22 protein-coding genes are annotated in these 25,588 nt (G+C 67.2%); 14 read left to right on the top strand and 8 right to left on the bottom strand.

From position 1 onward, the window contains the following. Positions 1 to 53 precede the first annotated feature (53 nt). Positions 54 to 1,733: an ABC-F family ATP-binding cassette domain-containing protein gene (locus tag ACNJ7K_RS08260; RefSeq protein WP_487041463.1), complete on the bottom strand. Its 1,680-nt coding sequence runs from the start codon at positions 1,731 to 1,733 to the stop codon at positions 54 to 56. A gap of 304 nt (positions 1,734 to 2,037) precedes the next feature. Between ACNJ7K_RS08260 and ACNJ7K_RS08255 the strand changes: the two genes are divergently transcribed. Beyond that, on the top strand, positions 2,038 to 2,874 hold the full coding sequence (locus ACNJ7K_RS08255; RefSeq protein ID WP_268654819.1) for an alpha/beta hydrolase: 837 nt from the start codon (positions 2,038 to 2,040) through the stop codon (positions 2,872 to 2,874). A 23-nt stretch (positions 2,875 to 2,897) separates the two neighbouring features. After that, on the top strand, positions 2,898 to 3,740 hold the full coding sequence (ygiD, locus tag ACNJ7K_RS08250; RefSeq protein ID WP_159419094.1) for a 4,5-DOPA-extradiol-dioxygenase: 843 nt from the start codon (positions 2,898 to 2,900) through the stop codon (positions 3,738 to 3,740). 4 nt (positions 3,741 to 3,744) lie between these two features. Here ygiD and ACNJ7K_RS08245 read toward each other — a convergent pair whose 3' ends face one another. The 5 genes from ACNJ7K_RS08245 to catA form a co-directional block, all read right to left on the bottom strand. After that, on the bottom strand, positions 3,745 to 4,713 hold the full coding sequence (locus ACNJ7K_RS08245) for an alpha/beta hydrolase (protein WP_016691169.1): 969 nt from the start codon (positions 4,711 to 4,713) through the stop codon (positions 3,745 to 3,747). A 75-nt stretch (positions 4,714 to 4,788) separates the two neighbouring features. Continuing rightward, on the bottom strand, positions 4,789 to 5,925 hold the full coding sequence (locus ACNJ7K_RS08240; protein ID WP_016691168.1) for an alkaline phosphatase family protein: 1,137 nt from the start codon (positions 5,923 to 5,925) through the stop codon (positions 4,789 to 4,791). A 34-nt stretch (positions 5,926 to 5,959) separates the two neighbouring features. Then, positions 5,960 to 6,241 (bottom strand): muconolactone Delta-isomerase, encoded by a 282-nt coding sequence (gene catC, locus ACNJ7K_RS08235; RefSeq protein WP_006553167.1) that lies wholly within the window; start codon positions 6,239 to 6,241, stop codon positions 5,960 to 5,962. 37 nt (positions 6,242 to 6,278) lie between these two features. After that, positions 6,279 to 7,406: a muconate/chloromuconate family cycloisomerase gene (locus ACNJ7K_RS08230; protein WP_120280740.1), complete on the bottom strand. Its 1,128-nt coding sequence runs from the start codon at positions 7,404 to 7,406 to the stop codon at positions 6,279 to 6,281. 147 nt (positions 7,407 to 7,553) lie between these two features. Further along, positions 7,554 to 8,405 (bottom strand): catechol 1,2-dioxygenase, encoded by an 852-nt coding sequence (catA, locus tag ACNJ7K_RS08225; RefSeq protein ID WP_016691166.1) that lies wholly within the window; start codon positions 8,403 to 8,405, stop codon positions 7,554 to 7,556. A gap of 192 nt (positions 8,406 to 8,597) precedes the next feature. Between catA and ACNJ7K_RS08220 the strand changes: the two genes are divergently transcribed. Beyond that, positions 8,598 to 9,395 carry an IclR family transcriptional regulator domain-containing protein gene (locus tag ACNJ7K_RS08220; protein ID WP_037189706.1) on the top strand — a complete coding sequence of 266 codons (798 nt, stop codon included), beginning with the start codon at positions 8,598 to 8,600 and terminating at the stop codon, positions 9,393 to 9,395. Between the two features lie 12 nt (positions 9,396 to 9,407). On the opposite strand, the gene ACNJ7K_RS08215 is transcribed toward ACNJ7K_RS08220, so the two are convergent. After that, complete coding sequence (locus ACNJ7K_RS08215; RefSeq protein WP_230791895.1) at positions 9,408 to 10,328, bottom strand: AraC family transcriptional regulator; 921 nt, start codon at positions 10,326 to 10,328, stop codon at positions 9,408 to 9,410. A gap of 252 nt (positions 10,329 to 10,580) precedes the next feature. Here ACNJ7K_RS08215 and ACNJ7K_RS08210 point away from each other — a divergent pair, with 252 nt between their 5' ends. The 3 genes from ACNJ7K_RS08210 to ACNJ7K_RS08200 all read left to right on the top strand — a co-directional run bounded on the left by ACNJ7K_RS08210 (position 10,581) and on the right by ACNJ7K_RS08200 (position 13,381). After that, positions 10,581 to 11,147, top strand: a complete 567-nt coding sequence (locus tag ACNJ7K_RS08210; protein WP_120280742.1) for a flavin reductase family protein — start codon at positions 10,581 to 10,583, stop codon at positions 11,145 to 11,147. Positions 11,148 to 11,179: 32 nt separating this feature from the next. Beyond that, positions 11,180 to 12,793: a 4-hydroxyphenylacetate 3-hydroxylase family protein gene (locus tag ACNJ7K_RS08205; RefSeq protein WP_120280743.1), complete on the top strand. Its 1,614-nt coding sequence runs from the start codon at positions 11,180 to 11,182 to the stop codon at positions 12,791 to 12,793. Positions 12,794 to 12,886: 93 nt separating this feature from the next. Continuing rightward, the gene (locus tag ACNJ7K_RS08200) at positions 12,887 to 13,381 is read left to right on the top strand and encodes a hypothetical protein (protein ID WP_159417265.1); all 495 of its coding nucleotides are present in this window, start codon (positions 12,887 to 12,889) and stop codon (positions 13,379 to 13,381) included. A gap of 78 nt (positions 13,382 to 13,459) precedes the next feature. Here ACNJ7K_RS08200 and ACNJ7K_RS08195 read toward each other — a convergent pair whose 3' ends face one another. Next, positions 13,460 to 14,383, bottom strand: a complete 924-nt coding sequence (locus ACNJ7K_RS08195) for an AraC family transcriptional regulator (RefSeq protein WP_230791886.1) — start codon at positions 14,381 to 14,383, stop codon at positions 13,460 to 13,462. Between the two features lie 165 nt (positions 14,384 to 14,548). Between ACNJ7K_RS08195 and ACNJ7K_RS08190 the strand changes: the two genes are divergently transcribed. The 8 genes from ACNJ7K_RS08190 to ACNJ7K_RS08155 all read left to right on the top strand — a co-directional run bounded on the left by ACNJ7K_RS08190 (position 14,549) and on the right by ACNJ7K_RS08155 (position 25,580). Further along, positions 14,549 to 15,760: a cytochrome P450 gene (locus ACNJ7K_RS08190; RefSeq protein WP_230791885.1), complete on the top strand. Its 1,212-nt coding sequence runs from the start codon at positions 14,549 to 14,551 to the stop codon at positions 15,758 to 15,760. Between the two features lie 2 nt (positions 15,761 to 15,762). Next, positions 15,763 to 16,755, top strand: a complete 993-nt coding sequence (locus ACNJ7K_RS08185) for a 2Fe-2S iron-sulfur cluster-binding protein (RefSeq protein ID WP_183070602.1) — start codon at positions 15,763 to 15,765, stop codon at positions 16,753 to 16,755. A gap of 317 nt (positions 16,756 to 17,072) precedes the next feature. Further along, positions 17,073 to 18,446 carry a benzoate 1,2-dioxygenase large subunit gene (gene benA / locus ACNJ7K_RS08180; protein ID WP_159417261.1) on the top strand — a complete coding sequence of 458 codons (1,374 nt, stop codon included), beginning with the start codon at positions 17,073 to 17,075 and terminating at the stop codon, positions 18,444 to 18,446. Positions 18,447 to 18,460: 14 nt separating this feature from the next. Next, the gene (gene benB, locus ACNJ7K_RS08175) at positions 18,461 to 18,964 is read left to right on the top strand and encodes a benzoate 1,2-dioxygenase small subunit (protein WP_159417260.1); all 504 of its coding nucleotides are present in this window, start codon (positions 18,461 to 18,463) and stop codon (positions 18,962 to 18,964) included. Between the two features lie 32 nt (positions 18,965 to 18,996). Next, positions 18,997 to 20,616 (top strand): benzoate 1,2-dioxygenase electron transfer component BenC, encoded by a 1,620-nt coding sequence (gene benC / locus ACNJ7K_RS08170; protein WP_016691753.1) that lies wholly within the window; start codon positions 18,997 to 18,999, stop codon positions 20,614 to 20,616. Next, on the top strand, positions 20,613 to 21,410 hold the full coding sequence (locus ACNJ7K_RS08165; RefSeq protein WP_016691752.1) for a 1,6-dihydroxycyclohexa-2,4-diene-1-carboxylate dehydrogenase: 798 nt from the start codon (positions 20,613 to 20,615) through the stop codon (positions 21,408 to 21,410). The genes benC and ACNJ7K_RS08165 overlap by 4 nt, the downstream gene beginning before the upstream one ends. A 100-nt stretch (positions 21,411 to 21,510) precedes the next feature. Beyond that, positions 21,511 to 22,854 carry an MFS transporter gene (locus ACNJ7K_RS08160; RefSeq protein WP_016691751.1) on the top strand — a complete coding sequence of 448 codons (1,344 nt, stop codon included), beginning with the start codon at positions 21,511 to 21,513 and terminating at the stop codon, positions 22,852 to 22,854. Beyond that, a complete protein-coding gene (locus ACNJ7K_RS08155; protein WP_230791884.1) occupies positions 22,851 to 25,580 on the top strand; it encodes a LuxR C-terminal-related transcriptional regulator in 2,730 nt (909 codons plus the stop codon). The genes ACNJ7K_RS08160 and ACNJ7K_RS08155 overlap by 4 nt, the downstream gene beginning before the upstream one ends. Positions 25,581 to 25,588 lie beyond the last annotated feature (8 nt).

Genomic DNA, 25,588 nt, shown 5'->3' with positions numbered 1-25,588 from the left:
CGCGCGTCGCTGCGGTGGTCCCTGCGGTGAACAACTCCGCGGCACCCGGACGCTCATGTCTTCAGTCCCTTTCGGGTGCATTCCTTCGGGGCGAGCCCCAGAGCCAGGTGCGGCCAGTGGGCGATGTCGCGTCGCATCTGCCGGTCGTGGGTGGCCACGGCGACCGCAGCGTCGGTCGCCCCCAGGGCGTCGGTCAGTTCGTCCACCAACGTGATCGACAGGTGGTTGGTGGGCTCGTCGAGGAGCAGCACGTGCGGTCGTGCGGCGAGCACCATCGCCAGGTCGAGGCGTCGTTGCTGTCCCATCGACAGGTCGCGGACCCGCTTGCCGAGGTCGCGTTCGGTGAACAGTCTGAGTTCGTCGAGCTCGACGGCTCCCTGGTCGGGGACGAGCCCGGCGACGATCAGTTCGCCGACGTGCGCGTCGTAGACCTGCTGTACCCGCGCCGCCGACGGTGCCGGCGACTCCTGGGCGAGCCGCCCGATCCGCACGACGGAATCGCTCTCGCGGGTTCCCGCCGTCGGTTCGACCTCACCGGCGAGCACTGCGAGCAGCGTCGACTTGCCGGCGCCGTTGGGTCCGGTGATGACGAGCCGCGAACCGGCGAGGACGGCCAGGCTGACCGGACGGTCGAGCCGGCCGCGCACCATGACGTCCTCGACGCGCACCAACGGTGTGTCCGGGTCGATCCCGTCGGCCTCCGCACCGAGCGCCGGCATCGAGAACTGCAGCGGCGGTACCGGTACCGCCACCGCGTGGTCGTCCAGCGCTTCCTGACGGCGGTGCACCGACTGCACGAGCGCCGGCGCACGGGTGGCACGCTGGTGCTTGCCGGTGCCCTTCTCCGGCCGCCAGCCGGTGACGAGCCGATCCTGCGCGGATTCGAGATCGGACTCCAGCCGGGCCCGCTCGGCCTGCTCCCGGGCGTATTCGCTGACCCAGCGGGCGTATTCGGCCTCGCGTCCCGTCCGGAAGCCGGCATATCCCCCGCCGTACAGGCGCGGACGACCGTCGCGGCTCGGGTTCAGGTCGAGGATCGACGTGGCGACATCGGTCAGCAGGGCGCGGTCGTGGCTGACGAGGATCACGCCGCTGCGGGTCTGCTGCAGGCGTTCGGTGAGATAGTCGAGTCCCGACGCGTCGAGATGGTTGGTCGGCTCGTCGAGCAGCAGGAAATCGTGTTCGGCGCCGAGCAGTGCGGCCAGGCGCACACGGTAGCGCTGCCCGACCGACATCTCCGCCAAAGGTCGCGAACGGTCGGTGACGGCGCCGAGCGCTTCGAGGGCGGTGTCGACCCGGCGGTCGGCGTCCCACGCGTCGAGTTGCTCGGCGATCTCCAGGGCGTCCGCGTACGCGTCGGCGGCGCCCGGACGCTCGTCGGCGAGCGCTGCGGTGCTCTCGTCGAGCGCTCGCAGAGCCGCGCGGACGTGCGCCAGCTCGATGTCGACGAGATCGCCGACGGTGCGCCCCTGCGCGACGGTCATCTCCTGCTCGGCGATGCCGAACGAGCCGAACCGACGCACGGTCCCCGAGTCCGGTTCGAGACGGCCGGCGAGGACGTGCAGCAGCGTGGACTTGCCGCGTCCGTTCTCTCCGACGACGCCGAGCCGGGACCCCGGTGTGACCGCGAGGTCGACGCCGCGCAGGACGGGATGGCCGTCACGGGCGAGGTGGACGTCGACGGCGCCGAGTTGGGCGCGGGAGCGCCGGGGCAGGGTGATGCTGATGGTCATGTGGTTTCCTCCGTGCGGAGGCGCACTCGTCCCCGGATCACGGGTGGAAGGATGCGCTCGCTGACGAACGGCCGGACACTCGGCCGCATTCGGGTACGGCTCGAACCGCGACCTCGGAGTACGTCCCGAGTCGCGGAGTGGGTGTCGTCAGTGGAAGTAGAGCGCCTGGATCATGATCTCCAGGGTACCGAGCGCCCGACCACCGTCAATCGAATTTCCGGCTGCGATCGCGGAGTGCCTCCGCGGACCGGTACTCGTGCGAGGATGCGAAGAACAGCTGTCGACGAGGCCGCAGGAGGCGCTCATGGAGCACACCGAATCGTCGTTCACCGGCGTCGGCGCGATCCCGATCGTGTACGACGTGTGGTCGCCGGAGGCTCCCACCGGCGTGCTGATCCTCAGCCACGGACTGGGTGAGCATGCGCGTCGCTACGACCACGTCGTCGCGCGCCTCGCCGATCTCGGTCTCGTCGTGTACTCCCCCGACCATCGCGGTCACGGACGGTCGGGCGGCAAGCGTGTGCGCGCCCAGGAGATGCGCGAGTTCACCGACGACCTCGACAGCCTGATCGATCTGGCGACCCATGCGCATCCCGGTCTGCCGGTCTTCATGCTCGGTCACTCGATGGGCGGCGCGATCGCTCTGGCCTACGCGCTCGACCATCAGGACCGGCTCGACGCGCTCGTGTTGTCGGGGCCAGCGGTGATCGTCACGTCGGGCACACCGAAGCCGGTCGTGGAGATCGGCAAGCTGATCGGGCGTTTCCTGCCGGGTGTGCCGGTGCAGAAGCTCGACAGCAAGGCGGTCTCGCGCGATCCCGCGGTGGTCGCGGCGTACGACGCCGATCCGCTCGTGTACCACGGTCTCGTGCCCGCCGGGCTCGCGCGGGTGCTGGTGCTCAACGAGCAGAGCCTCGAGCGGCGCCTCCCGAATCTGACGCTGCCGCTGTTGATCATGCACGGAACCGCCGACGCTCTCGCCGATCCGGCCGGGGCACAGCTCATCGCCGACCACGCGGGTTCGAAGGATCTGACGCTGAAGTTGTACGACGGGCTGTACCACGAGGTGTTCAACGAGCCGGAGAAGGACCGTGTGCTCGACGATCTGACGGGTTGGTTGAAGGTCCGGCTCGACAGCTGAGAGGAGGAGTGATGTCGTCACGCATGCCGGTCGCGTTCGTCGGCCACGGCAGTCCGCTCAACGCGCTCGAATCGAATCGGTACACGCAGGCCTGGGCGGCGTTCGGGCGATCCGTGCCGACGCCCCGCGCGATCCTGGCGATCTCCGCCCACTGGTTCATCAATGCCACCGCGGTGACTGCGATGCGGTCGCCGCGCACGATCCACGACTTCTTCGGGTTCCCGCAGGAGTTGTTCGACGTCGAGTATCCGGCGCCGGGTGCTCCGGAACTGGCGGAGGAGATCGCCGATCTCGTCCATCCGACGTGGGTGGGTGCCGACGTCGACTCGTGGGGTATCGACCATGGGACCTGGTCGGTGCTCACCCACGCCTTCCCGGAGGCGGATGTCCCGGTGGTCCAGCTCAGTCTCAACGCCTACAAGTCGCTCGATTACCACGTCGAACTCGGGGCCCGTCTCGCCGGACTCCGCGACCGCGGGGTGTTGATCGTCGCGAGCGGCAACGTCGTCCACAATCTCGGCGCGATGGATCCGCGACGCCCGGCCGCGGGGTTCGATTGGGCACATCGATTCGACGAGGACGCTTTCGCCGTCCTGCGCGACCGTCCCGGTGACGCCGCGGCGCTGGGTGAGCACCCCGATTTCCGGCACGCGGTGCCGACCCCCGACCATTTCCTGCCGTTGCTGTATGTCGCGGGTCTGGCCGCCGAGTCCGGGGAGCAACCGGCGACCCTCGTCGACGGTGTCGAATACGGATCGCTGTCGATGACGTCCTACGCCGTCGGCGGAAACTGTCCGCCGCGCGACGGGGACGGCCACGGCGCCGGACTGCCCGAGAGCCCGGAGCCGCCCGACACCAACCTGTGAGCGCTCAGGCGGCGTCGTCCACGGCGACGATCGCGCGTCGCGCGAACCGGGTGCTGAGCCCGATCAGTTCCATGGCCTCGGGGATCGCGCGGGCCAGGACCGGCCACGCGTGGATCTGCCCGCGCCACAGATGTGTCTCCACGGTGCGTCCCGCCGACGCGAGTCGCTCGGTCATGATCTCCACGTCCGGCCTGGTCAGCTCGTATTCGGCGGCACACATGAACATCGGAGGGAACAGCGCCGGATCGGCGTCGACGGGGTTCCTCTCGCCCTCGATCGCCTCCTCGCCGGCGAACCAGCGCGGACTGATCTTCCCGAGTGCCTTGATGGGCAGGTAGGCGTCCCTCGCCATGTACTTCGGGTCGTGCTTGTCGAGGTCGAGGTTGAGCAGCGGCGAGTAGCCGATCACCGCGGCCGGTCGCTGGATGCCGCGACGCGCGGCGAGTTCGGCGACCTTCGCCGCGAGATAACCGCCGGCCGAGTCGCCTCCGACGACGATGCGGGTCGGGTCGTCGGCCACCTCGAGCAGAGCCGTGTACGCGTTCATCGCGTCCTGCACCGAACCTGCGATCGGCACGGCGGGCACCTGCCGGTAGTCCATCGAGTACACCGGGGCGCCGGAGTCGAGCGCGAGCTGCACGCACAGCTGACGGTGGGTGGACGGGCCGCAGAAGATGAAGCCTCCGCCGTGGAAGTAGAGGATGGTGGCGTCGTCGAGCGGGTCGTCGACCGGCTTCGGGGAGATGATCCGCTCACCGGGCACTCCGCCGAGTTCGGTCGGCGTGACATGCACGGCGCGCGGCGTGGGCGTGATCCTGTCGACCACCCACGACAGCCGGCCGAGCACGGCGATGCCGAAGTCGTTGCTCGGCCAGAGACTCAGAATCGGCTTGAAGAGGATCCGGACCACCCACAGGAGGATCAGCGCGACCCTGCTGCTGCGGTCGTGCCAGGTCACCGCATCGGTACGCATGTGCACACACTATGTGACCGATATGTTTCGGGCATCGAGAGTTCCGACACCCGGCGGCCCCGGACCTCGAACGCGTCACCCGATCCGCAGCAGCGGCACGAGCAGTTCCTCGTCGGTCAACGCCCCGTGCTGCCCGGGAAGGTTCGACATGACCTGCTCGCCGTCGCTGCGGATCACCGTCGATTCGCCGCGTCCGACGGCCACGATGTCGCCGATCCGCTTGGTCAGCGCCGGATCGGGATCGGATCCGAACAGGCACGCCGCGAACGCGTCGTCGCGGGTGCCGACCCACGCGTGGTCGCCGAGTTCGTTGCGCCAGCGTTCGAGGACCCGGTCGACGTGGTCGGTGTAGATGTGGCGGCACCGCGGTTCCCCGGCGATGACGGTGACGTCCTCACCGAGACCGGGGGTGTGGTCGAAGTCGATGCGGCGACCGCGCGAGGCGTCGACCATGCCGTGATCGGCGGTGACGAGCAGGCGGGTGCCGGCCGGCAGCGCGTCGGCGAGTTGCTCGACGAAACGATCGACCACCGTGAGTTGCGCGAGCCATGCCGCGGACTCCGGCCCGTAGACGTGCCCGAGGGTGTCGACCTCGCCGATGTAGCAGTAGACGAGACTGCGGTCGCCGGCGCTCACCGCGGCGACGACCTGGGCGAGCAGATCGCCGTAGGCGGAGACCCCGACGAAGTTGCCGCCGCGCAGCACGGCCCGGGTGAGGCCGCTGCCCTCGAAGGCCTTCGGCACGACGGTGGTGACGGTCAGGCCCGCCTCGCGGCCGCGTTCGAACACCGTCGGGTGGGGCTGCACGGTCTCGGGGACAAGATCGTCGCGCTGGTCGATCGCGGTTCCGGCGAGGGTCCAGCGGAGCCAGTTGACCGGGGCCTCGATCTCGTCGACGTACGACTGGTAGCCGGTGATGCCGTGGAGGCCGGAGGGCAGTCCCGTCCCGAGGGAGGCGAGGCTGACGGCCGTGGTCGTCGGGAAGCCGGCACGCATCGGGCTCCCCGGCGCCTGCGTCAGATACGGAGCTGCTTTCGCGTTGCGCTGCAGCAGTTCCCACCCCATTCCGTCGACGAGCAGGACGACGGTGTGATCGACGGGGGTGAGATCGAGTCGGTTGGTCTCACCGGCGACCCCCGCGGACGAGAGCACCGACGGCATCAGGTCGGCGAGGGTCGGCTCGGCGTAGACGTCGCGCAGCGGCAGGCTCATATCCCGAGTATGAGCCACGCGCCGGCGCCGAGGGTCACTTGATGTCGGAGCCGTGCTTCGTCAACGGCATGACCTCGATGTTCATGTAGGGGAACAGCGGCAGGTTCCACAGGATCTCGTGCAGTTCGTCGGCCGACTCGACGTCGAAGATCGAGATGTTGCTGTACTGGCCGACGATCCGCCAGATCTCCCGCCACTTGCCCTGGCGCTGGAGATCCTGGCTGTAGGCCTTCTCCTTCGCGACGGTCTCGGCGCGCACGTCGGGGTCGAGATCGCGGGGGATGTCGACATCCATCCGAACGTGGAACAGTGCCATGATGTTTCTCCTTCTTCTGTTCTGACGAGAGCGCGGATCAGGAACGCGCGTACTTCTTCACGACGTCCATGTCGAGTTCGACGCCGAGTCCCGGCCCCTCGGGCAGGTGCACCTGCCCCTCGGAGTAGTCGAGCGGCTTCTGCAGCAGTTCGACGGCGAACAGCTGCGGACCGAACAGTTCGGTGCCGTAGTCGATCCCCGGTTCGGCGCACGCGAAGTGGATGGACGCGGCGGTCCCGATGGGACCTTCGATGGAGGTTGCGCCGTGGCACCGCAGGCCGGCTGCCTTCGCGACGGCGACGACCTGCTTGCTGCGCTGCAGTCCGCCGCACTTGGTGGTCTTGAGCGCGACGACGTCGGCGGCGCCCAGCTTGGCCACCTCGTACGCGTCGTGCGGGGTCTGCACGGACTCGTCGGCCATCACCGGCGCCGAGACGCGTCGGTTGATCTCGGCGAGCACGTCGAGTTGATCTGCGGGAGTGGGCTGTTCGATGAGTTCGACACCGCCGTCGACGAGCTGCGGGACGTGGCGCAGCGCGGTGAAGCGGTCCCAGCGGGCGTTGACGTCGATGCTGAATCCGACCTCGCCGCCGAACGCCTCGACGATCTTGACGACACGATCGGTGTCGACTACCGGGTCGAGCGCACCCATTTTGAGCTTGAAGGAGTAGTTCAGGCGCTGCTCACGCTTGTGGGTGACCTCCTCGACGATCTCTTCGAGGGGCGCGGCGCCGAGCGCCCACCGCACGTCGACGCCGGTCCGGAAGGCGCCGCCGAGCAGCGAAGCGACCGGCACACCCAGCGCGCGTCCCCATGCGTCGTGCATCGCTACGTCGACGGCGGCCTTCGCGAATCGCGCGTTGGCGACGATGCGCTCGATATCGACCATGACGCCGCTGATCTCGTCGACTCCACGCCCGATGATGTAGGGCCCGATGTAGCGGTCGACGATCTGCTGCATCGTCTCGACCGATTCGCCGCCCCACCACGGTCCGCCCGGCACGACGCCCTCACCGTAACCGGTGACGCCGCCTTCGGTGGTCACCGCGACGAGCAGGATCGGCTGCGCTTCCGCGGTGGTGGTGGCGAACTTGTGGGGTCGGATCAGCGGTACGTCGATGATCGTCGTGGTGACGGAGGCGATCTTCAGATCGGGGTCGGACATCGGAATTGCTCACAATCGGATCGGGGTGTGACAGGGGGTAGGCCGCCGCGCATTCAGCATGAATGCCGGTGCCCCAGAGGGACACCGGCATTCACGATGCGAACCGCACTCTCATTCGGGTTGATCAGGCCGCATCCGCGGTCCGGATCACGCTTCCGGGTCGAGCACGAAGTTGTAGGTCACTTCGGCGATGCCGTCGGCGTTGGGCTGCGGGTCCAGAATGAGCTCGGGCTTGACGGCCGTTGCGACATCGTCCTCGACCCACTCGCCGCCCTGGAAGTACAGCTGGGTGGTGATGGCGCGCTTGCCGGGGGCCTTCACCATCAGGTGCAGGTGGGCGGGACGCCACGGGTGCCCGCCGTAGGACTTGATGAACCAGCCGGTCGGGCCGTCGGACGGGATCTGGTAGGGAGCCGGCTTGAGCGTGGTGATCTCGAAGTTGCCGTTCTCGTCCACCTCGACGGTGCCGCGCAGGTTCCACTCGGGGATGCCGGGGGCGAACTGCGAGTAGTAGCCCTCTTCGTCCGCGTGCCACAGCTCGACGGTGGCGCCGGGCAGACCGTTGCCCTCGAGGTCGGTGACCTGGCCCTTGAAGATCAGCGGCGGTGCGACCTTGTCCTTCTCGCGCATCGGCATCGTGCACTTCGACGGGAGCTTGGGGCTGTCCGGGACGTAGTAGGGGCCTTCGATGGAGCCCTTGGTGCCGGTGAAGCCCTTGCGGTTGTAGTGCACCTTCTCGATCTCGTGCTCGAGGAAGACGTCCAGCCACAACGGCCACTCGCCGTACTCGCCCACGTCGATGAGCCACTGCTTGAGCACGCGGTACTCGTCGTAGGTCACCTGGTGCTTGTCGACGATGCCGGCGAGCGCTTCGAGCAGGTCTTTGTAGATCGCCGACGCGCGCTCGACCGAGGTATCGGACGTGACCCGCTCGGACTTGAACTTGTCGGTCGCAGCATTGCCGGACCCGTGAGCGGTGGGGTTCTCCATGGTGGTCATGGCTCTCCTCGTGAAGGGCTGAACTATCGGAAAGTGCGGGGCCGGTGCGACACGGGGGCTGCGGTGATCACCGGTCGGTACGCTGTGCGTACTTGTGTATCGCAGTGCGTACACCACATACTGTGCGTGGTGTCACACGGCTTGTCAACACCGGATCGGGCACCATAGGCGAGTGCGCAGGTAGGAGGCGGGATGTCGAGCATCGACCTAGGTAATGGTCCTAGCAGCGAACGGGACTTCATCCAGAGCATCGAACGCGGTTTTGCGGTATTGCACGCTTTCGACGACGAGGACCCCAATCCCTCACTCGCCGAACTCGCAGCCAAGACCGAGCTGTCTCGACCGGCAGTTCGACGCATCCTGCTGACACTGCAGAGGCTCGGCTACGTCACCTCACGCGGGACACGATGGTCGCTCACCCCGCGCGTGCTCAGCATCGGTCAGCACTACACCGCGTCCCACACCCTCGTGGACTCGGCGCTCCCCAAACTCGTCGAGATCGCGGAATACGCCAACGAATCGGCGTCGCTCGGTGTGCTCGACGGCACCGAGGTGGTCTACGCGGCGCGCGTTCCGGTCCGCAGGATCATGAGCATCAACGTGTCCGTGGGCACCCGGGTCCCCGCCTATGCCACCTCGATGGGCCGGGCACTCCTGGCCTGGTCACCGCGCGAACAGGTGGATCACGTACTCGACCGGACACACTTCGAGCGACTCACGAGCGCGACGATCGACAACCCGGCCGACCTGCGCGCCGAGCTCGCCCAGGTACGCAGTCGGGGATACGCGATCACCGCCGCAGAACTCGAAGAAGGGCTCATCACGATCGCCGCGCCCGTCTTCGACCCCACGGGCCACGCGGTCGGAGTGCTCGCATGTTCGACGTCGACCGGCCGGCACACTCTCGACTCGTTCCGCGATCTCACCGCGAAACGGGTGGTGGATTGCGCAGAGCGGCTCAGCAGCGAACTCGGCTACCGCCACCACTGAGAGCGGCCCACCTCATCCACGCAAGGTCGCCGACGGCGCGACCCCGTACTTGCGCTTGTAGGCCGCCGCGAACCGGCCGGTATGGGTGATGCCCCATTTGAGCGCCACATCGGTGACCGACAGTTCTGCCGCGTCACCCACCGCGAGTTCCTCGTGGATGCGCTCGAGGCGCAGGTCGAGCAGATAGTCCCGCGGGCACACCCCGAGATACTCACGGAATCCCTCCTGTAGGCGCCGCACGCTGACACCGGCCACCTCCGCCATCTCGGCGGTGGTCCACGCCGAGGCGGGATCCTCGTGCAGCCGATCGAGGACGCGCTTGATGATGCGCGGACGCGCACCTCCGGTCGGATCCGTGTCCTCCGGCATGACCGCAAGGATGAACGAGGTGGTCAGAGCGCCCGACAGTTGCTCCGCGACAAGCGGATTCCGCCACAGCGATTCGTCCGCTTTGAGCTGTTCCACAATCGAACGCAACAGCGTCATCCAACTCTCCCCCGCCGGGGTCGTCAGATCCACCCGGCTCGGAAGCTGCAGATCGGGACGGGCGAGGATGCGCGACATCTCGCGCTGCAGATAGTCGCGTTCGAGCTTGATCCCGACGATCTCGCAGTCGTTCGTCCACTTCTGCTCCGGAGCTGCGATGTCGGGGCGGAAGACGGCGGCGTGACCGACCTCCGACACCACGCCGTTTCCGGCGGCGATCCGACCGGAGAGCGGAATGTTCACCGCGTACGCCCCGGGATGCTCGCTTCGGATCGACACCGCCGCTCCCCAGCCGATGCGCGCGAGACGGATCGGCCCGAGCGGCAGCGTGCGGAGCCGGAGCGAGGGCGCGACGTCGTCGAGCGGCGTCAGGTCGTGCTCGAAATAGGCATTCGAAACGACCTCTTCCACCTCTTCCCATTCGACCGGCCCCGGAGTCGGCTCCATTGCCATCGGCCCCTCACCTTCGTTTCCAGCTCGTCGTCGGCGTCCCGACCTGCGCATCCGTGTGATTCGAGCGCGTGCGATCCAGTGTGATGCGGAACACGGCCCCAGGCAAACAGGGCCCTTCGGCCCACTCGTCGCGCTAGGTGGATAGTGACCGCGCTCACCGGATCGCACAAGCTTCTCGACGTCCATATGGTCTGTGTCACATCGAATCGAAGTCCATCACCACGCACCGGACAGGAGGACGCAGACATGGATCAGCGCACACTCCGCAACATCTTCGGACAGTTCGCGAGCGGCGTCACCGTCATCACCTGCGCGAACAGCGACGGGGAGCCGCACGGCGCGACCGTCACCGCGTTCACGGCCATTTCACTCGAACCGCGCCTGTGCCAGGTCACCCTGACCCGGACGTCGAAGGCCTGCGGATTCCTGTCCGACGCGCCATTCGCCGTCAACATCCTTGCAGCCGACCAGCTCGGCACCGCCCTGCACTTCGCCGGCCGGCCCCAGTCGCCCGAACCGGTGTGGGAACAGGGACCCACCGCACCGATCCTCGCCGGTACCGCCGCGACGCTGTCCTGCAAGCCCTGGCGGGAGTACGACGGCGGCGACCACGTCATCTACATCGGCGAAATCGTCGACGCGACATTCGACGAGACCGCTGACCCGCTTCTGTTCTACCGCAGTACTTTCCACGATCTCGGTGCGCCGAGCACGTCGACTGCGTGGAACGGCTGCCTGGACGACCCGCACAGCGGCTGGTTCGACTCCCAGACCCGTTTCGTGCCGTTCCACGCACTCGCCACCCACGCCTGAAACTTCACTCCCACCGGACAAGGAGACATTCCATGACCACCACCGAGCCCCGGCCCACCGACACCCTCGACCGTTCGAAGGTGAACGTCGCCGCCGACTCCCCGGCCAACAAGCAGCAGAACTTCGCATCGAAGCCCATGACGGGCGACGAGTACATCGCCTCCATCGACGATGGCCGCGAGATCTACCTGCACGGTGAGCGCGTCAAGGACTTCACCAACCATCCGGCCTTCCGCAACTCGATCCGGATGACCGCGCGTCTCTACGACGCCCTGCACACCGGCGAGCACGTCAACACCCTCACCACCCCGACCGACACCGGCAACGGCGGCGTGACCATGCCGTTCTTCCGGACCCCGAAGTCCGCGGACGACCTGCGGGCCGACCGCGACGCCATCGCCACCTGGGCGCGGCTGACCTACGGCTGGATGGGCCGCAGCCCCGACTACAAGGCGTCCTTCCTCGGCACGCTCGGTGCGAACGACGAGTTCTACTCGCCCTTCCAGGACAACGCGAAGCGCTGGTACCGCGAATCGCAGGAGAAGGTCCTGTACTGGAACCATGCGATCATCAACCCGCCGGTCGACCGCCAGCTGCCGCCGGACCAGGTCGGCGACGTGTTCATGAAGGTCGAGAAGGAGACCGACGCCGGCCTCATCGTCTCCGGCGCCAAGGTCGTCGCGACCGGCTCGGCCATCACGAACTACAACTTCATCGCCCACTACGGTCTGCCGATCAAGAAGAAGGAATTCGCGCTGATCTGCACGGTGCCGATGGACGCACCCGGCATCAAGCTCATCTCGCGCGCCTCCTACTCGCAGAACGCGAACGTCGTCGGCTCGCCGTTCGACTACCCGCTGTCGTCGCGGATGGACGAGAACGACGCGATCTTCATCTTCGACAAGGTACTCGTGCCCTGGGAGAACGTCTTCATGTACGGGGACGTCGACAAGATCAACAACTTCCTCGGTGGCTCCGGCTTCCTCCAGCGCTTCACCCTCCAGGGCTGCACGCGACTCGCGGTCAAGCTCGACTTCATCGCCGGTCTGCTCATGAAGGCCCTCGACGCCACCGGCGCCGGCGGATTCCGGGGCGTGCAGACCCGCGTCGGCGAGGTCATCGGATGGCGCAACCTGTTCTGGTCGCTCACCGACTCGATGGTCAACAACCCGGAGCCGTGGATCGACGGCACCGTGATCCCCAAGCTCGAATACGGCCTCACCTACCGGATGTTCGCGATGCAGGGCTACCCCCGCATCAAGGAGATCATCGAACAGGACGTCGCTTCGGGCCTGATCTACCTGCCCTCGTCCGCCGCCGACTTCAAGAACCCCGACGTGCGTCCGTATCTCGACAAGTACGTCCGTGGCTCGGACGGCATCCAGGCGGTCGACCGCGTGAAGGTCATGAAGGCGCTGTGGGATTCGATCGGCTCCGAGTTCGGTGGCCGCCACGAGCTGTACGAACGGAACTACGCCGGCAATCACGAGAACGTCAAGGCCGAGCTGCTGTTCGCGGCCGAGAGCCGTGGCGACGTCGCCTCCATGAAGGGCTTCGCGGAGCAGTTCATGAGCGAATACGACCTCGACGGCTGGACCGTGCCCGACCTGATCGGCAACGCCGACGTCAGCGCGTTCTACAAGTAGAAACCCGCACTCCGCGCGCGGGCGGATGATCTCCGTTCCCCTGCCCGCCCGCGCGCGGCCCCAACATCCACCCACCGCGAAGGAGCGTCCGAGATGACCACGACCGCTTCGAACTCCGTGTCCCATCCCCCTGCACCGGAATTCGACGCAGTGGTCCTCGGACGCTCCTTCGCCTCCCAGCGGGTCTCGGCCCGGTTGCGCGACGAGCTACGGCTGGCGGTCCACGAGATCGGCACCGCGAGCGCCGTCCGCTACGACGACATCGACCATCGGTGGGAGATCCTCATCGGTGGCACCGTCGTCGGCCGAGCGAAGTTCGTCGTCGACGGACACGGCGGTCTCACATTGCAGGGCCGAGACGGCGCCGCGCTCGAGCGCGATGCCCTGACGGTGCACGGATTCCCGAATCTGTTCCGCCCCATCGTCGGTACGCGCACGGACCCCGTCGGGTACACGGTGTCCTGCATCGAGTACATGCGCAGCAACGGCCTGGACTACGTCGAGCGGCGGCTGCGGACGCCGGTCGCGGACGACGACTTCCCCGAGTTGTCGTTCGATCGGCCCACCCCGATCCTCTGGTTCGGCTGAGCAGTTCGGGGAGGACGCACGAGCGGGTGACGACCACGAGGTCGTCACCCGCCTGCGTGCGTCCGTGTCCGCATGCGCTCACCCCCTCAGGACCTCCGTGGGGGTGACGCCGTACCGCTTCCGGAAGGCGGCGGCGAAACGTCCCGGATGGCTGAAACCCCACCGAAAAGCTACATCTGCCACCGTTGTTCCCCCGGCAGCGAGATCCGCGTGGGCGCGATCGAGCCGGATGTCGCGCAGGCACGCGGACGGACTGCTGCCCACGTACTCGGAGAATGCCTCCTGCAACCTGCGCACGCTCGTCCCGGCGATCTCCGCCATGTCGGCTGCCGTCCAGACGCGACCCGGATCCTCCTGCAGAGCGTTCAACACCCGCCGAACCATGCCCGGGCGGGGTGCCGGTGACACGTCATCGACCGGCGCGACCGCCAGGACGAACGCCGCAGTGACCGCACCGCCGAGCTGGGCCGACACGAGAGGATTCGAGAGCAGCCGGGTCGGCCCGGCGAGCTGCTCGCTCAGCGATGCCACGAGACGGTGCCATTCCTGCGCCGAGCCTCGCAGATCGAGGCGGTCCGGGAGTTCGAGGCGCGACCGCAACGGACCACCGAGAATGCGGTCCGCTTCGCGTTCGAGATGATCTCGATCGAACTTGATTCCGAGGACCGAACATTCGGCATCCCACCGTGTGATGAGCGACGGGGTGTCCGCGCGGAAGACCGTCGCCGAGCCGGGTTCGGAGACGACAGTGCCCGAGCGCCCCTGCGATTCGAGCCGCCCGCTCAGCGGAATGTTCACCTCGTAGGCACCGGGATAATCGCATTCGATCGCGACCTCCGCTCCCCAGCTCATCCGGCCGATCGTGACGCCTCCGAGATCGGCCGAGACCAGTTCGAGCTCAGGACGATCCACCTTTCCGAGGTCCGTCAGCCGGTGCGGGAAGTACACGTCCGCCACGACGCGCGAGGCGTCGTCCCAGTCCTCGATCTCGCGCACACTCACGCCTTCGAGACTAACCGTTGCCGAGACCTGGATCACATAGTCGCGTGATTCGTCCAGGGACCGCGCAATGCGCATCGACCGGTCGGTCGGCGGACTCGTATGGTCCTGGCCACGTCAACAACGGTCCGGCCGTCGCCGGACGGCTCCCGACCCGGAGGTACACCGATGACCAGCACCCTTTCGTGGCTCGACGAGATCACCATGGAAGAACTCGAGCGCAATCCGTACCCGGTCTACGAGCGCTTGCGCGCCGAAGCTCCGATCGCCTTCGTGCCCGTCCTCGGCGCCTACGTGGCGTCCACGACCGAGGCGTGTCGTGCGGTCGCGGCCGGCGACGACTTCGACGGCATCATCACCCCCGCCGGTGGCCGCACCTTCGGTCATCCCGCGATCATCGGCGTCAACGGCGATATCCACCGCGACCTGCGGTCGATGGTCGAACCCGCCCTCCAGCCCGCCGAAGTGGACCGCTGGATCGAAGATCTCGTCCGCCCGATCGCACGACGCTACGTCGAGGCGTTCGAAGCCGACGGCAGGGCCGATCTCGTGGCCCAGTTCTGCGAGCCCGTGAGCGTGCGGTCGCTCGGGGACCTGCTCGGACTGAAGGATGTCAGTTCGGACAAACTGCGCGAATGGTTCCACAAGCTGTCGGATTCGTTCACCAACGCAGCGATGGACGAGGACGGAAACTTCCTGAGCCAGGAACGTTTCGACGAGGGCGACCGCGCCAAGGACGAGATCCGCTCCGTCGTCGATCCGCTGATCGACCACTGGATCGAGCATCCCGACGACAGCGCCATCTCGCACTGGCTGCACGACGGGATGCCCGAGGGACAGACGCGGGATCGCGACTACATCTACCCGACGCTGTACGTCTTCCTCCTCGGTGCCATGCAGGAACCGGGACACGCCATGAGTTCCACTCTGGCCGGCCTGTTCACCCGCCCCGAACAGTTCGAGGCCGTGGTGGACGAGCCGGGACTCATCCCCCGCGCGATCTCCGAAGGGATGCGCTGGACCTCGCCGATCTGGTCCGGCACCGCACGTATCGCCAAGCGCGACACCGTCGTGTCGGGAATCGAGATCAGCGAGGGTTCGGTGGTGATGCTGTCCTACGGGTCGGCGAACCACGACATCGACGTGTTCGACGCCCCCAGCTGCTACGACCTGAGCCGTCCGCCGCTCCCGCACCTCGCCTTCGGTGCCGGCAAGCATGCCTGCGCGGGAATCTACTTCGCGAACAACGTGAGCCGCATCGGTCTCGAAGAGCTGCTCGAGACCATCCCCAATCTCGAACGGGACACCTCCGAGGACGTCGAGTTCTGGGGTTGGGGTTTCCGCGGCCCGAAGACCCTGCACGCCCGGTGGGAGATCTGACCATGTCGTACACACTGACCGCGGGCACCGGCGTCGTTCCCTGCGAACCCGGCCGGACGGTGCTGGAAGCGTTTCTGCGCAACGGCAACTGGATGCCCAACTCCTGCAACCAGGGCACCTGCGGCACCTGCAAGATCAAGGTCCTCGACGGCGAACTCGATCATCGGAACTCGCCGGAGGAGACGCTCACCCCCGACGAACTCGCGGACGGATTCGTCCTCGCGTGCCAGGCCACACCGCGCGGCGACGTCGTCTTCGAGACCCCCGCAACGGAGGAATCCGCCGGCACGCATGTGCTGCGCGACGTCGTCGCCACCGTCACCGAGGTGCGCGACATCGCCGCCGACACGCGCAAGGTGTTGCTCACCGCCGACGAACCACTCGAGTTCTCGGCAGGGCAGTACGTGGAGGTGACGGTTCCCGGGACCGAGATCCGCCGGCAGTACTCGCTCGCGAATCCGCCCTCCGAGGCCAAGCAACTCGAACTGCACATCCGCCGGCAACCCGGTGGAATCGCGAGCGAATGGGTCTTCGAGCGCATCGACGTGGGTGAACGAGTCGCCGTCACCGGCCCGTACGGCGACTTCACCTTCGATCCGGAGGGCACCGGCCCGATCGTCCTGCTCGGCGGTGGGACGGGCCTCGCCCCGCTCGAGGCCATCGTCCGGCAGGCGCTCTCCCTCGCCCCCGACCGGCAGATCCTCCTCTACCACGGGGTCCGTACCTGCGCGGACCTGTACGACGCCGACTTCCTCCGCGAACTGGAGACCCGCCATCCCGGCTTCCGCTACGTCACCTGCGTGAGCAGGGAGAGCGGCGGAGACCGCGAAGGCTACGTCACCGACGCATTCCTCGAGGACGTCGCGTCCGCGAAGGAGTTCACCGGCTACATCTGTGGATCGGACGCATTCGTGGAAGCATCGGTGAAGGCGTTCAAGCGTCGCCGCATGTCGCCGCGACGCATCCGGCGCGAACGGTTCACCCCGGCCGGCTGAGTGCCGTCTCCCCGTACCGCTCGTGCGCCCGCGCTGCTCCGGCACCGCGATGCGCTCGAGCGGTACGGTCGTGTCGAAGGGTCTTTCCGCCTCCCGCCCCCGAGGGCCTTTCGACCCTCCACCCAGGGGTCCTAGGTATCCCTAGGCATTTGCCTGGTGTGACCGTAGCCACAGGCTGTCATCGTGGAGATATCGCCGGACACATCGCGTCGAGCCGGACCGGAAACCCGGTCACCACGAATCTTCAGTACAGGCTCGGCCGCGTCGGACACAGCCCCGTCCGTCCCGGGAACGAAGCCCGATACCTGGAGGATCCCATGACCGACATCGTGGAGCACGTGCGCACTCGCCTCGACGGCGCACTCGTCGAAGACCCGAGCACCGGGCGGTACCAGATCCGCCGCGACGTCTTCACCGACGAGGAGATCTTCGAACTCGAGATGAAGCACATCTTCGAGGGCAACTGGGTGTACCTCGCCCACGAGAGCCAGGTCCCGAACGTCGGTGACTACTTCACCACGTACATCGGCCGCCAGCCCGTCGTCATCAGCCGCGACAAGGAAGGCGAGCTGCACTGCCTGATCAACGCGTGCAGCCACCGCGGTGCGATGCTGTGCCGTCGCAAGACCGACAACCGCACCACCTTCACGTGCCCCTTCCACGGCTGGACGTTCCGCAACAACGGAAAGCTGCTGAAGGTCAAGGATCCCCGCGACGCCGGCTACCCCGAGCAGTTCAACACCGACGGCAGCCACGACCTGCGGAAGGTCGCTCGTTTCGAGAGCTACCGCGGTTTCCTGTTCGGCAGCCTGAATCCCGACGTCAAGTCGCTCGAGGATCACCTCGGCGACACCACGAAGATGATCGACATGCTGGTCGACCAGTCGCCCGAGGGCCTCGAGGTGCTGCGTGGTTCGTCCACCTACACCTACGACGGCAACTGGAAGCTGCAGGCGGAGAACGGTGCCGACGGCTACCACGTCTCGGCCACCCACTGGAACTACGCGGCGACCACCGCGCGTCGCACCGCCGGTGAGTCCAGCAACGAGACCAAGGCGATGGATGCCGGCACGTGGGGCAAGCAGGGCGGCGGCTACTACTCGTTCGACCACGGTCATCTGCTGCTGTGGATGTGGTGGGGCAACCCCGAGGACCGTCCGCTGTACCCGCGCAAGGACGAGCTGGCGAAGGAGTTCGGCGAGAAGAAGGCCGAGTTCATGGTCGGGGCCTCGCGCAACCTGTGCCTGTACCCGAACGTGTACATCATGGACCAGTTCTCTTCGCAGATCCGGCACTTCCGCCCGATCTCCGTGGACAAGACCGAGGTGACGATCTACTGCATCGCGCCGAAGGGGGAGAGCCCCGAGTCCCGCGCCAACCGGATCCGTCAGTACGAGGACTTCTTCAACGCGACCGGCATGGCCACCCCGGACGATCTCGAGGAGTTCCGCTCCTGCCAGAAGACCTACCTCGCGACCGCCGCACCCTGGAACGACATGAGCCGTGGCGCGACCCACATCCTCAACGGACCCGACGAGGTCGCGAAGGATCTCGGGATGACGAAGGTGCTGTCGAGCGGTGTCAAGACCGAGGACGAAGGCCTGTACCCGATCCAGCACGGCTACTGGCTCGAAACGATGCGCGAGGCCATCGCCGCCGAGAGCTCCGCCGCCGACCCGTCCGCGCTCTGAGAGGACCCGGAATCATGACTGCTGTACGCGAATTCACGCAGACCGACATCGAACAGTTCCTCTACCGCGAGGCCCGGTTGCTCGACGACCGCGAGTTCGAGCAGTGGCTCGAGTGCTACCACCCCGACGCCGAGTACTGGATGCCGGCCTGGGACGACGCCGGTGCTCTCACCGAGAACCCGCAGACCGAGATCTCGCTGATCTACTACCCGAACCGTGGTGGCCTCGAGGACCGGGTGTTCCGCATCCGGACCGACCGTTCGTCGGCGACCTCGCTGCCCGAGCCCCGCACGGGACACAACATCACGAACGTCGAGATCCTCGAGCGTCGTGGCACCGAGATCGACCTGCGGCACAACTGGTTCTCGTTGTACTTCCGCTACAACACCACCGACACCTACTTCGGGACCACCTTCCTCACCCTCGACGTCTCGGGCGCACAGCCGGTGATCAAGAAGAAGAAGATCGTCCTGAAGAACGACTACATCCACCACATCGTCGACGTCTACGTCGTCTAGTTCCACCCCGATCACGAAAGGAGGCACGTGCCATGGCTTACCAGGTGGCATTGAGCTTCGAGGACGGGGTCACCCGCTTCATCAAGGTCAACCCGAACGAGACCGTCGCCGACGCCTCGTACAAGGCACGCATCAACATTCCGCTCGACTGCCGTGACGGTGCGTGCGGAACCTGCAAGGCCTTCTGCGAATCGGGCAGCTACGACGGCGGCGACTACATCGAGGACGCTCTCACCGACGAAGAGGCCGAGCAGGGTTACTGCCTGCCGTGCCAGATGATGCCGGAATCCGATCTGGTGGTGCAGATCGCGAGCACCTCCGATGTCGCGAAGACCGCGGCTGCGTCGTACACCGCGACCATCACGGATCTGCGCCGCTTCTCCGAGAGCGTCGTCGGGTTCACCGTCGAGATCGACAACCGCGACGATCTGGTGTTCCTGCCCGGGCAGTACGTCAACATCGGCGTGCCCGGCAGCGACGACGGCACCGGCAAGCCCGCGACCCGCTCGTACTCGTTCAGCACCGGTCCGAACGAGAATTCGCTCGCGTTCCTGGTGAAGATCACCGAGGGCGGTCTGATGTCCGAGTACCTGCGCGACCGCGCGCAGGTCGGCGACACCCTCGAGTTCACCGGCCCGTTCGGCAGTTTCTTCCTGCGCGAGCGCAAGCGCCCGTCGCTGCTGCTCGCCGGCGGCACCGGCCTGGCGCCGCTGCTGTCGATCCTGTCGAAGATCGAGGCCGACGGCTCCGACCATCCGGTGCACCTGATCTATGGCGTCACCTTCGATCACGACCTCGTCGAACTCGACAAGCTCGAGGAGTACACGAAGAAGCTTCCGAACTTCACGTTCGACTATTGCGTGGCCGACGAGTCGTCGTCCGCTCCCAACAAGGGATACGTGACGGGCCTGTTCGAGCCGTCGCATCTCAACGACGGCGATGTCGACATCTACCTGTGCGGTCCGCCGCCGATGGTGGAGGCAGTTCGTAACCACCTGTCGGACAACGGCATCAATCCGACGAACTTCTACTTCGAGAAGTTCAACACGTCCGCGACCCCGGGCGGGGCAACCGCCCCGGTGGCGACGGACGCGGAGAAGGCCGCTGCCGAGAAGGCTGCCGCCGAGACCGGCCGTCCGGTGGTGCTCGAGAACCCCGAGCCCGGCAACTACGAAATCGGTGAGGAGCATCCGCCCGTCGCCGAGTCCGACGAACAGTTCGATGCCCGTATGGCTCTCGAACTCGGCGTCGTCGAACTGACGATCGGCCGGCTCACCCCCGAGCAACTCGTCGAGTTCCGCATCCTGGCCGAGGCGTCCGGCGCCTCGGTGGAGGGTGATCACTTCACCGACGCCGCGGCGTTCACCGACACCAACGCGGCCTTCCACGAGTTCCTCTTCCGTTGCTGCACCAACCCGGTCCTGCTCGAGGCCTACAACAAGCTCGAGGTGACCCGGCTGATGAAGCAGGTTCTGCGCGACGCGCAGTGGGTCGAGGAGCACATCGTCGACGAGCACATGAAGATCGTCGAGGCGTTCGAGAAGGGCGACAAGGCCGCCGCGCGCGACCTGATCGTCGTCCACTCGCAGCACGCCAAGGAGACGATGCGCCGCGCCATCGCCAGCGGCGCCCCGGCAGGTGCCTCTTCATGACCGAGACGAAGATCTTCCCGGGCCGGTTCGACGGCCGGTGCCTGACGATCACCGGCGCCGCGCAGGGCATCGGTCTCACGGTGGCGACCCGCATCGCCGCCGAGGGCGGTGAGGTCGTGCTCGTCGACCGCGCGGACCTCGTCCACGAGGTGGCCGAGCAGCTGCGCGAGGCCGGCGGCAAGGCGCATTCGGTGACGGCGGATCTCGAGACCTTCGAGGGCGCGGAGGAGGCGATCTCCCACGCCGTCCGCACCACCGGCCGCATCGATGTGCTGATCAACGTCGTCGGCGGCACGATCTGGGCCAAGCCGTACGAGCACTATGCGCCGGAGGAGATCGAGAAGGAGATCCGGCGGTCGCTGTTCCCCACCCTGTGGACGTGCCGCGCCGCCGCTCCCCATCTGATCGAGCGACGCGCCGGCACGATCGTGAACGTCTCGTCGGTCGCGACCCGCGGCGTCAACCGCGTGCCGTATTCGGCGGCGAAGGGTGGGGTCAACGCGATCACCGCGTCGTTGGCTCTCGAACTCGCCCCCTACGGGGTCCGCGTGGTGGCGACCGCACCGGGTGGCACCGTCGCTCCCGAGCGGCGGATCGCGCGCGGTCCGTCGCCGCAGTCCGAGCAGGAGAAGGCCTGGTACCAGCAGATCGTGGACCAGACCGTCGATTCCTCCCTGCTCAAGCGGTACGGCACGCTCGACGAGCAGGCCGCCGCGATCTGTTTCCTGGCCTCCGAGGAGGCCTCCTACATCACCGGCACGGTTCTCCCCGTCGCCGGAGGCGATCTGGGCTGACCGCCCCTCGCTCGGCCTCACCGGAGGCGCCAGTCCCTCCGGTGAGGCCACTTTTCTCCCCGAATCAGCTTGTGACTCCCCTCACAGACCGGAGCAGCTCATGACCCATGCCACGCAGACCTGGGCCAGTCCACAACATCGGCGCAGCGTCGTCTGGATCGTCGCGCTCGCCACCCTCGCGATCATCTTCGACGGCTACGACCTCGTCGTGTACGGCACCGTCCTTCCCACCCTGATGGCCGATCCGACCCAGCTCGGGGAGATCTCCGCCCAGCAGGGTGGTGCCCTCGGCTCCTACGCCCTCATCGGCGTCATGGTCGGTGCACTGCTGACCGGAGCGTTCGGTGACCGCGTCGGCCGGCGCAAGATGATGTTGATCAACATCGTCTGGTTCTCCGTCGGCATGGGTGCGGCGGCCTTCTCCACGAGCATCACGATGTTCGGCGCGCTCCGCTTCTTCACCGGCATCGGCGTCGGCGGTCTCGTCGCCACCGCCGGAGCCGTGGTCGCCGAGTTCGCTCCGCCCGGCAAGCGCAACCTGTTCAACGCCATCGTCTACAGCGGTGTCCCCGCCGGCGGTGTGATGGCTTCGCTGCTCGCGATCCTGCTGCGCGACGCCATCGGCTGGCGCGGACTGTTCCTCATCGGCGCGTTGCCCCTCGTCATCCTGCTTCCACTGGCACTGATGAAGCTTCCCGAGTCGCCGGCCTGGCTGCAGTCGCGGGGACGCTCCGACGAGGCGCAGCAGGTGTGCGAGAAGTTCGGTTTCCCGCTGCCGTCCGCAGCACCTGTCGCCTCCACCGAGAAGATCGGTTTCGCGGCACTCGCGACCCGCAAGTACGCCCTCGGTACGGGACTGCTCGGCATGATGAGCTTCGCCGGTCTGCTGCTCACCTACGGCCTCAACACCTGGCTGCCGAAGATCATGGCCGACGCCGGCTACAACGCCAACGGCTCGCTCGCCTTCCTGCTCGTCCTCAACGGCGGCGCCATCATCGGCGGCCTGCTCGCGTCGAAGGTCGCCGACGGCCGCGGACCGCAGTCCGTCATCGTCACCACCTTCTTCCTCGCGGCCGTCGCCCTGGTGCTGCTGACCCTCGGTTTCCCGCTGCCGGTGCTGCTCACCGCCGTCGCGATCGCCGGTACCGGCACGATCGGCACCCAGGTGCTCATCTACGGGTTCGTGTCCAACTACTACGACACCCCGGCTCGCGCCGCAGGTGTCGCATGGTGCGCCGGCTTCGGTCGCCTGGGCGGCATCGTCGGCCCGGTCATCGGCGGTCTGCTCATCGGTGCAGGCTTCGCGAACAACGTGAACTTCTACATCTTCGCAGGTATCGCACTCGCCGGCGGTCTGGTCACCTGGTTCGTGCCCCGTCCGGCCGGCACCGTCTCGCCGGTCCGCAGTTCCGACCGCCCCGCGCCGACTACCGTGGATGTGTGACGGACAACAGTGTGCTGATCGGCCGGAACTCCGAGTTGATGCAACTCGAACGCCTCCTCGACGAAGCCCGCGCGGGTGTTCCCTCGCTGGTCCTCGTCGAGGGGGCATCCGGCGTCGGAAAATCCTCCCTCGTCTCGTATTTCGTCGCTCGCCACGACGACCTCGTCGTCCACGACGCCACCGGGGCACGCTGGGAGGCCGACCATCCCTGGTCCGTGCTCGAACAGCTGCTCGGTGAGACCGTCACGGCCGGCGACCCGGTGGAGGCGGCACGCACGCTCCTCGACCGGATCGACGACGTGACGGTGATCGTCGTCGACGACGCGCACTACGCGGATGTCGAGTCGCTGCAGTCGCTGTCGTCGTCGCTGAGGCGAGCGCACGGACGTCCCCTGCTCATAATCTGGATCGTGCCCGACGTGCTTCCCGACGACGTCGCTCCGGCGACCGCAGACCTCCTCTCGAACAGCCACCGTGTGGACACCCTCCACGTCGGCGCTTTGGCGCCACCGGATGTCGCGCAACTCGCGCTGCATCGCATCGGCGTCGATCTGTCCGCGTGGACGGCACGTCGCCTGCAGGAACACACTCTCGGTAACGCCCGCTCGATCCTGCAGCTCCTCGACGAGATCCCCCGCGACGAATGGCACCGCTGGCAGGCACGTTTCCCTGCACCGAGACAACATGCGGGGAAGGTGAGTCGCATCCTCGCCCGATGCTCACCGGACACGCGCGCCCTCGTCGAAGCGGTCGCCGTCCTGGACACCGCCGCGACGCGGGGAGCCACCGAATCGCTCGCGCTCGTCGCCGAACTCGCCGAGGTCGGTGATACGACCGGACCGCTCGACGAGGCCCACCGGCTCGGCTTGCTCACGATGCGTGAGCAACGGGGCGTGGTGTCGCTGTCGTTCCCCGATCCCATGACCCGCGCCGCCGTGGCCGACGAGATCGGCCCGGCGCGCTGGCACAGCCTGCACGAGCGCGCCGCTTCGCTCGTCGACGACGAGGGCGCCCGGTTGTTCCACCTGGTGTCCGCGACACCGACCGGCAACGAGGAACTCGCCGCCGACCTCGACGCCTACGCCCGACAGTGCGCCGCCGACGGCGCCTGGTCCCAGGCGGCCGAAGCGCTCATCACCGCGAGCCGCATCACTCTCGACCGAGAATTGCGGACCCGCAGGATGATCCGCGGTGTCGACGCGCTGACCGGTGCGGCGGATCTGCCCCAGGCACAGACGTTCGTCCCCGAGATCGAAAGTGTGCCGAGCGGGCCGATGCGCAACGCCGTACTGGGCTATCTCGCCATCCAAAGGGGGCGAGCCGCGGAAGCGCATCACCTGCTCAGCGAAGCGTGGTCGATGCTCGACGATCCGAATTCCGAACCCGAACTCGCCGCGACGATCTCCCAGCGTATGGTGCTGCACTCGCTGGCGAGGCTGCGCGGCGACGATCTCGTCCTGTGGGCCGATCGCGCGGCGGACACCCTTCCCGAGACGGCTCCGCCCGTCGTCGAGTCGCGGGCCATCCGCGGACTCGGACTGGCGATGACCGGTCGCGTCGATGACGCCGTAGAATCGTATTCTGCTCTGTCCGAAGGTATTCGGCTCGGGGCACAGAGTCAGCGCATCCGCATGGCGGAGGGGTGGCTCGCGTTGGTGCTCGACCGGCCCGATCTCGCACGGACCGAACTCGAGGCGGCCGAACCCACCACCTTCCGCGGCGGGTCACTGCGTATCTCGCTGTGGGCGCAGGCGTGGCTCGCGCGAACACAATTCGCACTCGGTGCGTGGTCCGACGCGCTGCGCACCGTCGACCGCGCGGCGGCGCAACTCGATGCGACTCAACTCGATCTGCTCCGGCCGCTCGTCCACTGGACCGGCGCCCAGGTCCAGGCGCTGCGTGGGAACTGGACCGCCGCACGTGAACACGCCCATCGTGCCCGCGCCGGGAACAACGACTATTCGCTCATGCTCGTACCGGCCTGCCTCTGCCTGGCGCAGTGCGCCGAAGTGGTATCCGACTACACGAGCGTGCTGCGTTATCTGCAACCGATCGTCACCCTGCGCGAGCGGGGAGCGGTCGACGAACCCGGTCACTGGCCGTGGCCGGATCTCTACGGCAACGCACTCGTGATCACCGGGCGCGTGGACGAGGCCGACGAATTCCTGCGGCGGCACGAGGAACTCGCCGCCGAACGCGGTCATCGGTCCGCCAAGGCGCGCCTCGGTTACGTGCGCGGCCGGATCCTCGGTGCCCGCGGCGACATCGACGCCGCCCGCGATGCGTTCGAACGGGCGCTCGACGAGATCGACACGCTGCCACTGCCCTACGACCGTGCGCGCATCAACTTCGCGTACGGCCAGACGATGCGCCGCGCGGGGCGTCGCCGCGACGCCGACGCGGTGATCCGCACCGCCCGCGAACTGTACTCGTCGCTCGGTGCCGTCTCGTACGTCGAACGTTGCGACCGGGAACTCAAGGCCGGTGGTCTTCGCACCGGCAACGGCGAGACCGAGACCCCGCGTTCGGATTTCACGACCCTCACTCCACAGGAACGCGCCGTGGCCACACTCGTCGCCTCGGGCCGCACCAACAAGGAAGTCGCCGGTGAGCTGTTCCTGTCCGTCAAGACCGTGCAGTACCACCTGACCCGCGTGTACTCGAAATTCGGCATCCGCTCGCGCAGCGAGCTCGCCGCGAAGTTCCGACAACAGGATCGAGGTTGACCATTGAC

It is taken from the genome of Rhodococcus shunpengi (assembly GCF_048381395.1).
Lineage (GTDB): Bacteria > Actinomycetota > Actinomycetes > Mycobacteriales > Mycobacteriaceae > Rhodococcus.
The sequence above is the reverse complement of the archived record's forward strand: the minus strand, read 5'-3'. Positions and strand labels throughout refer to the sequence as shown.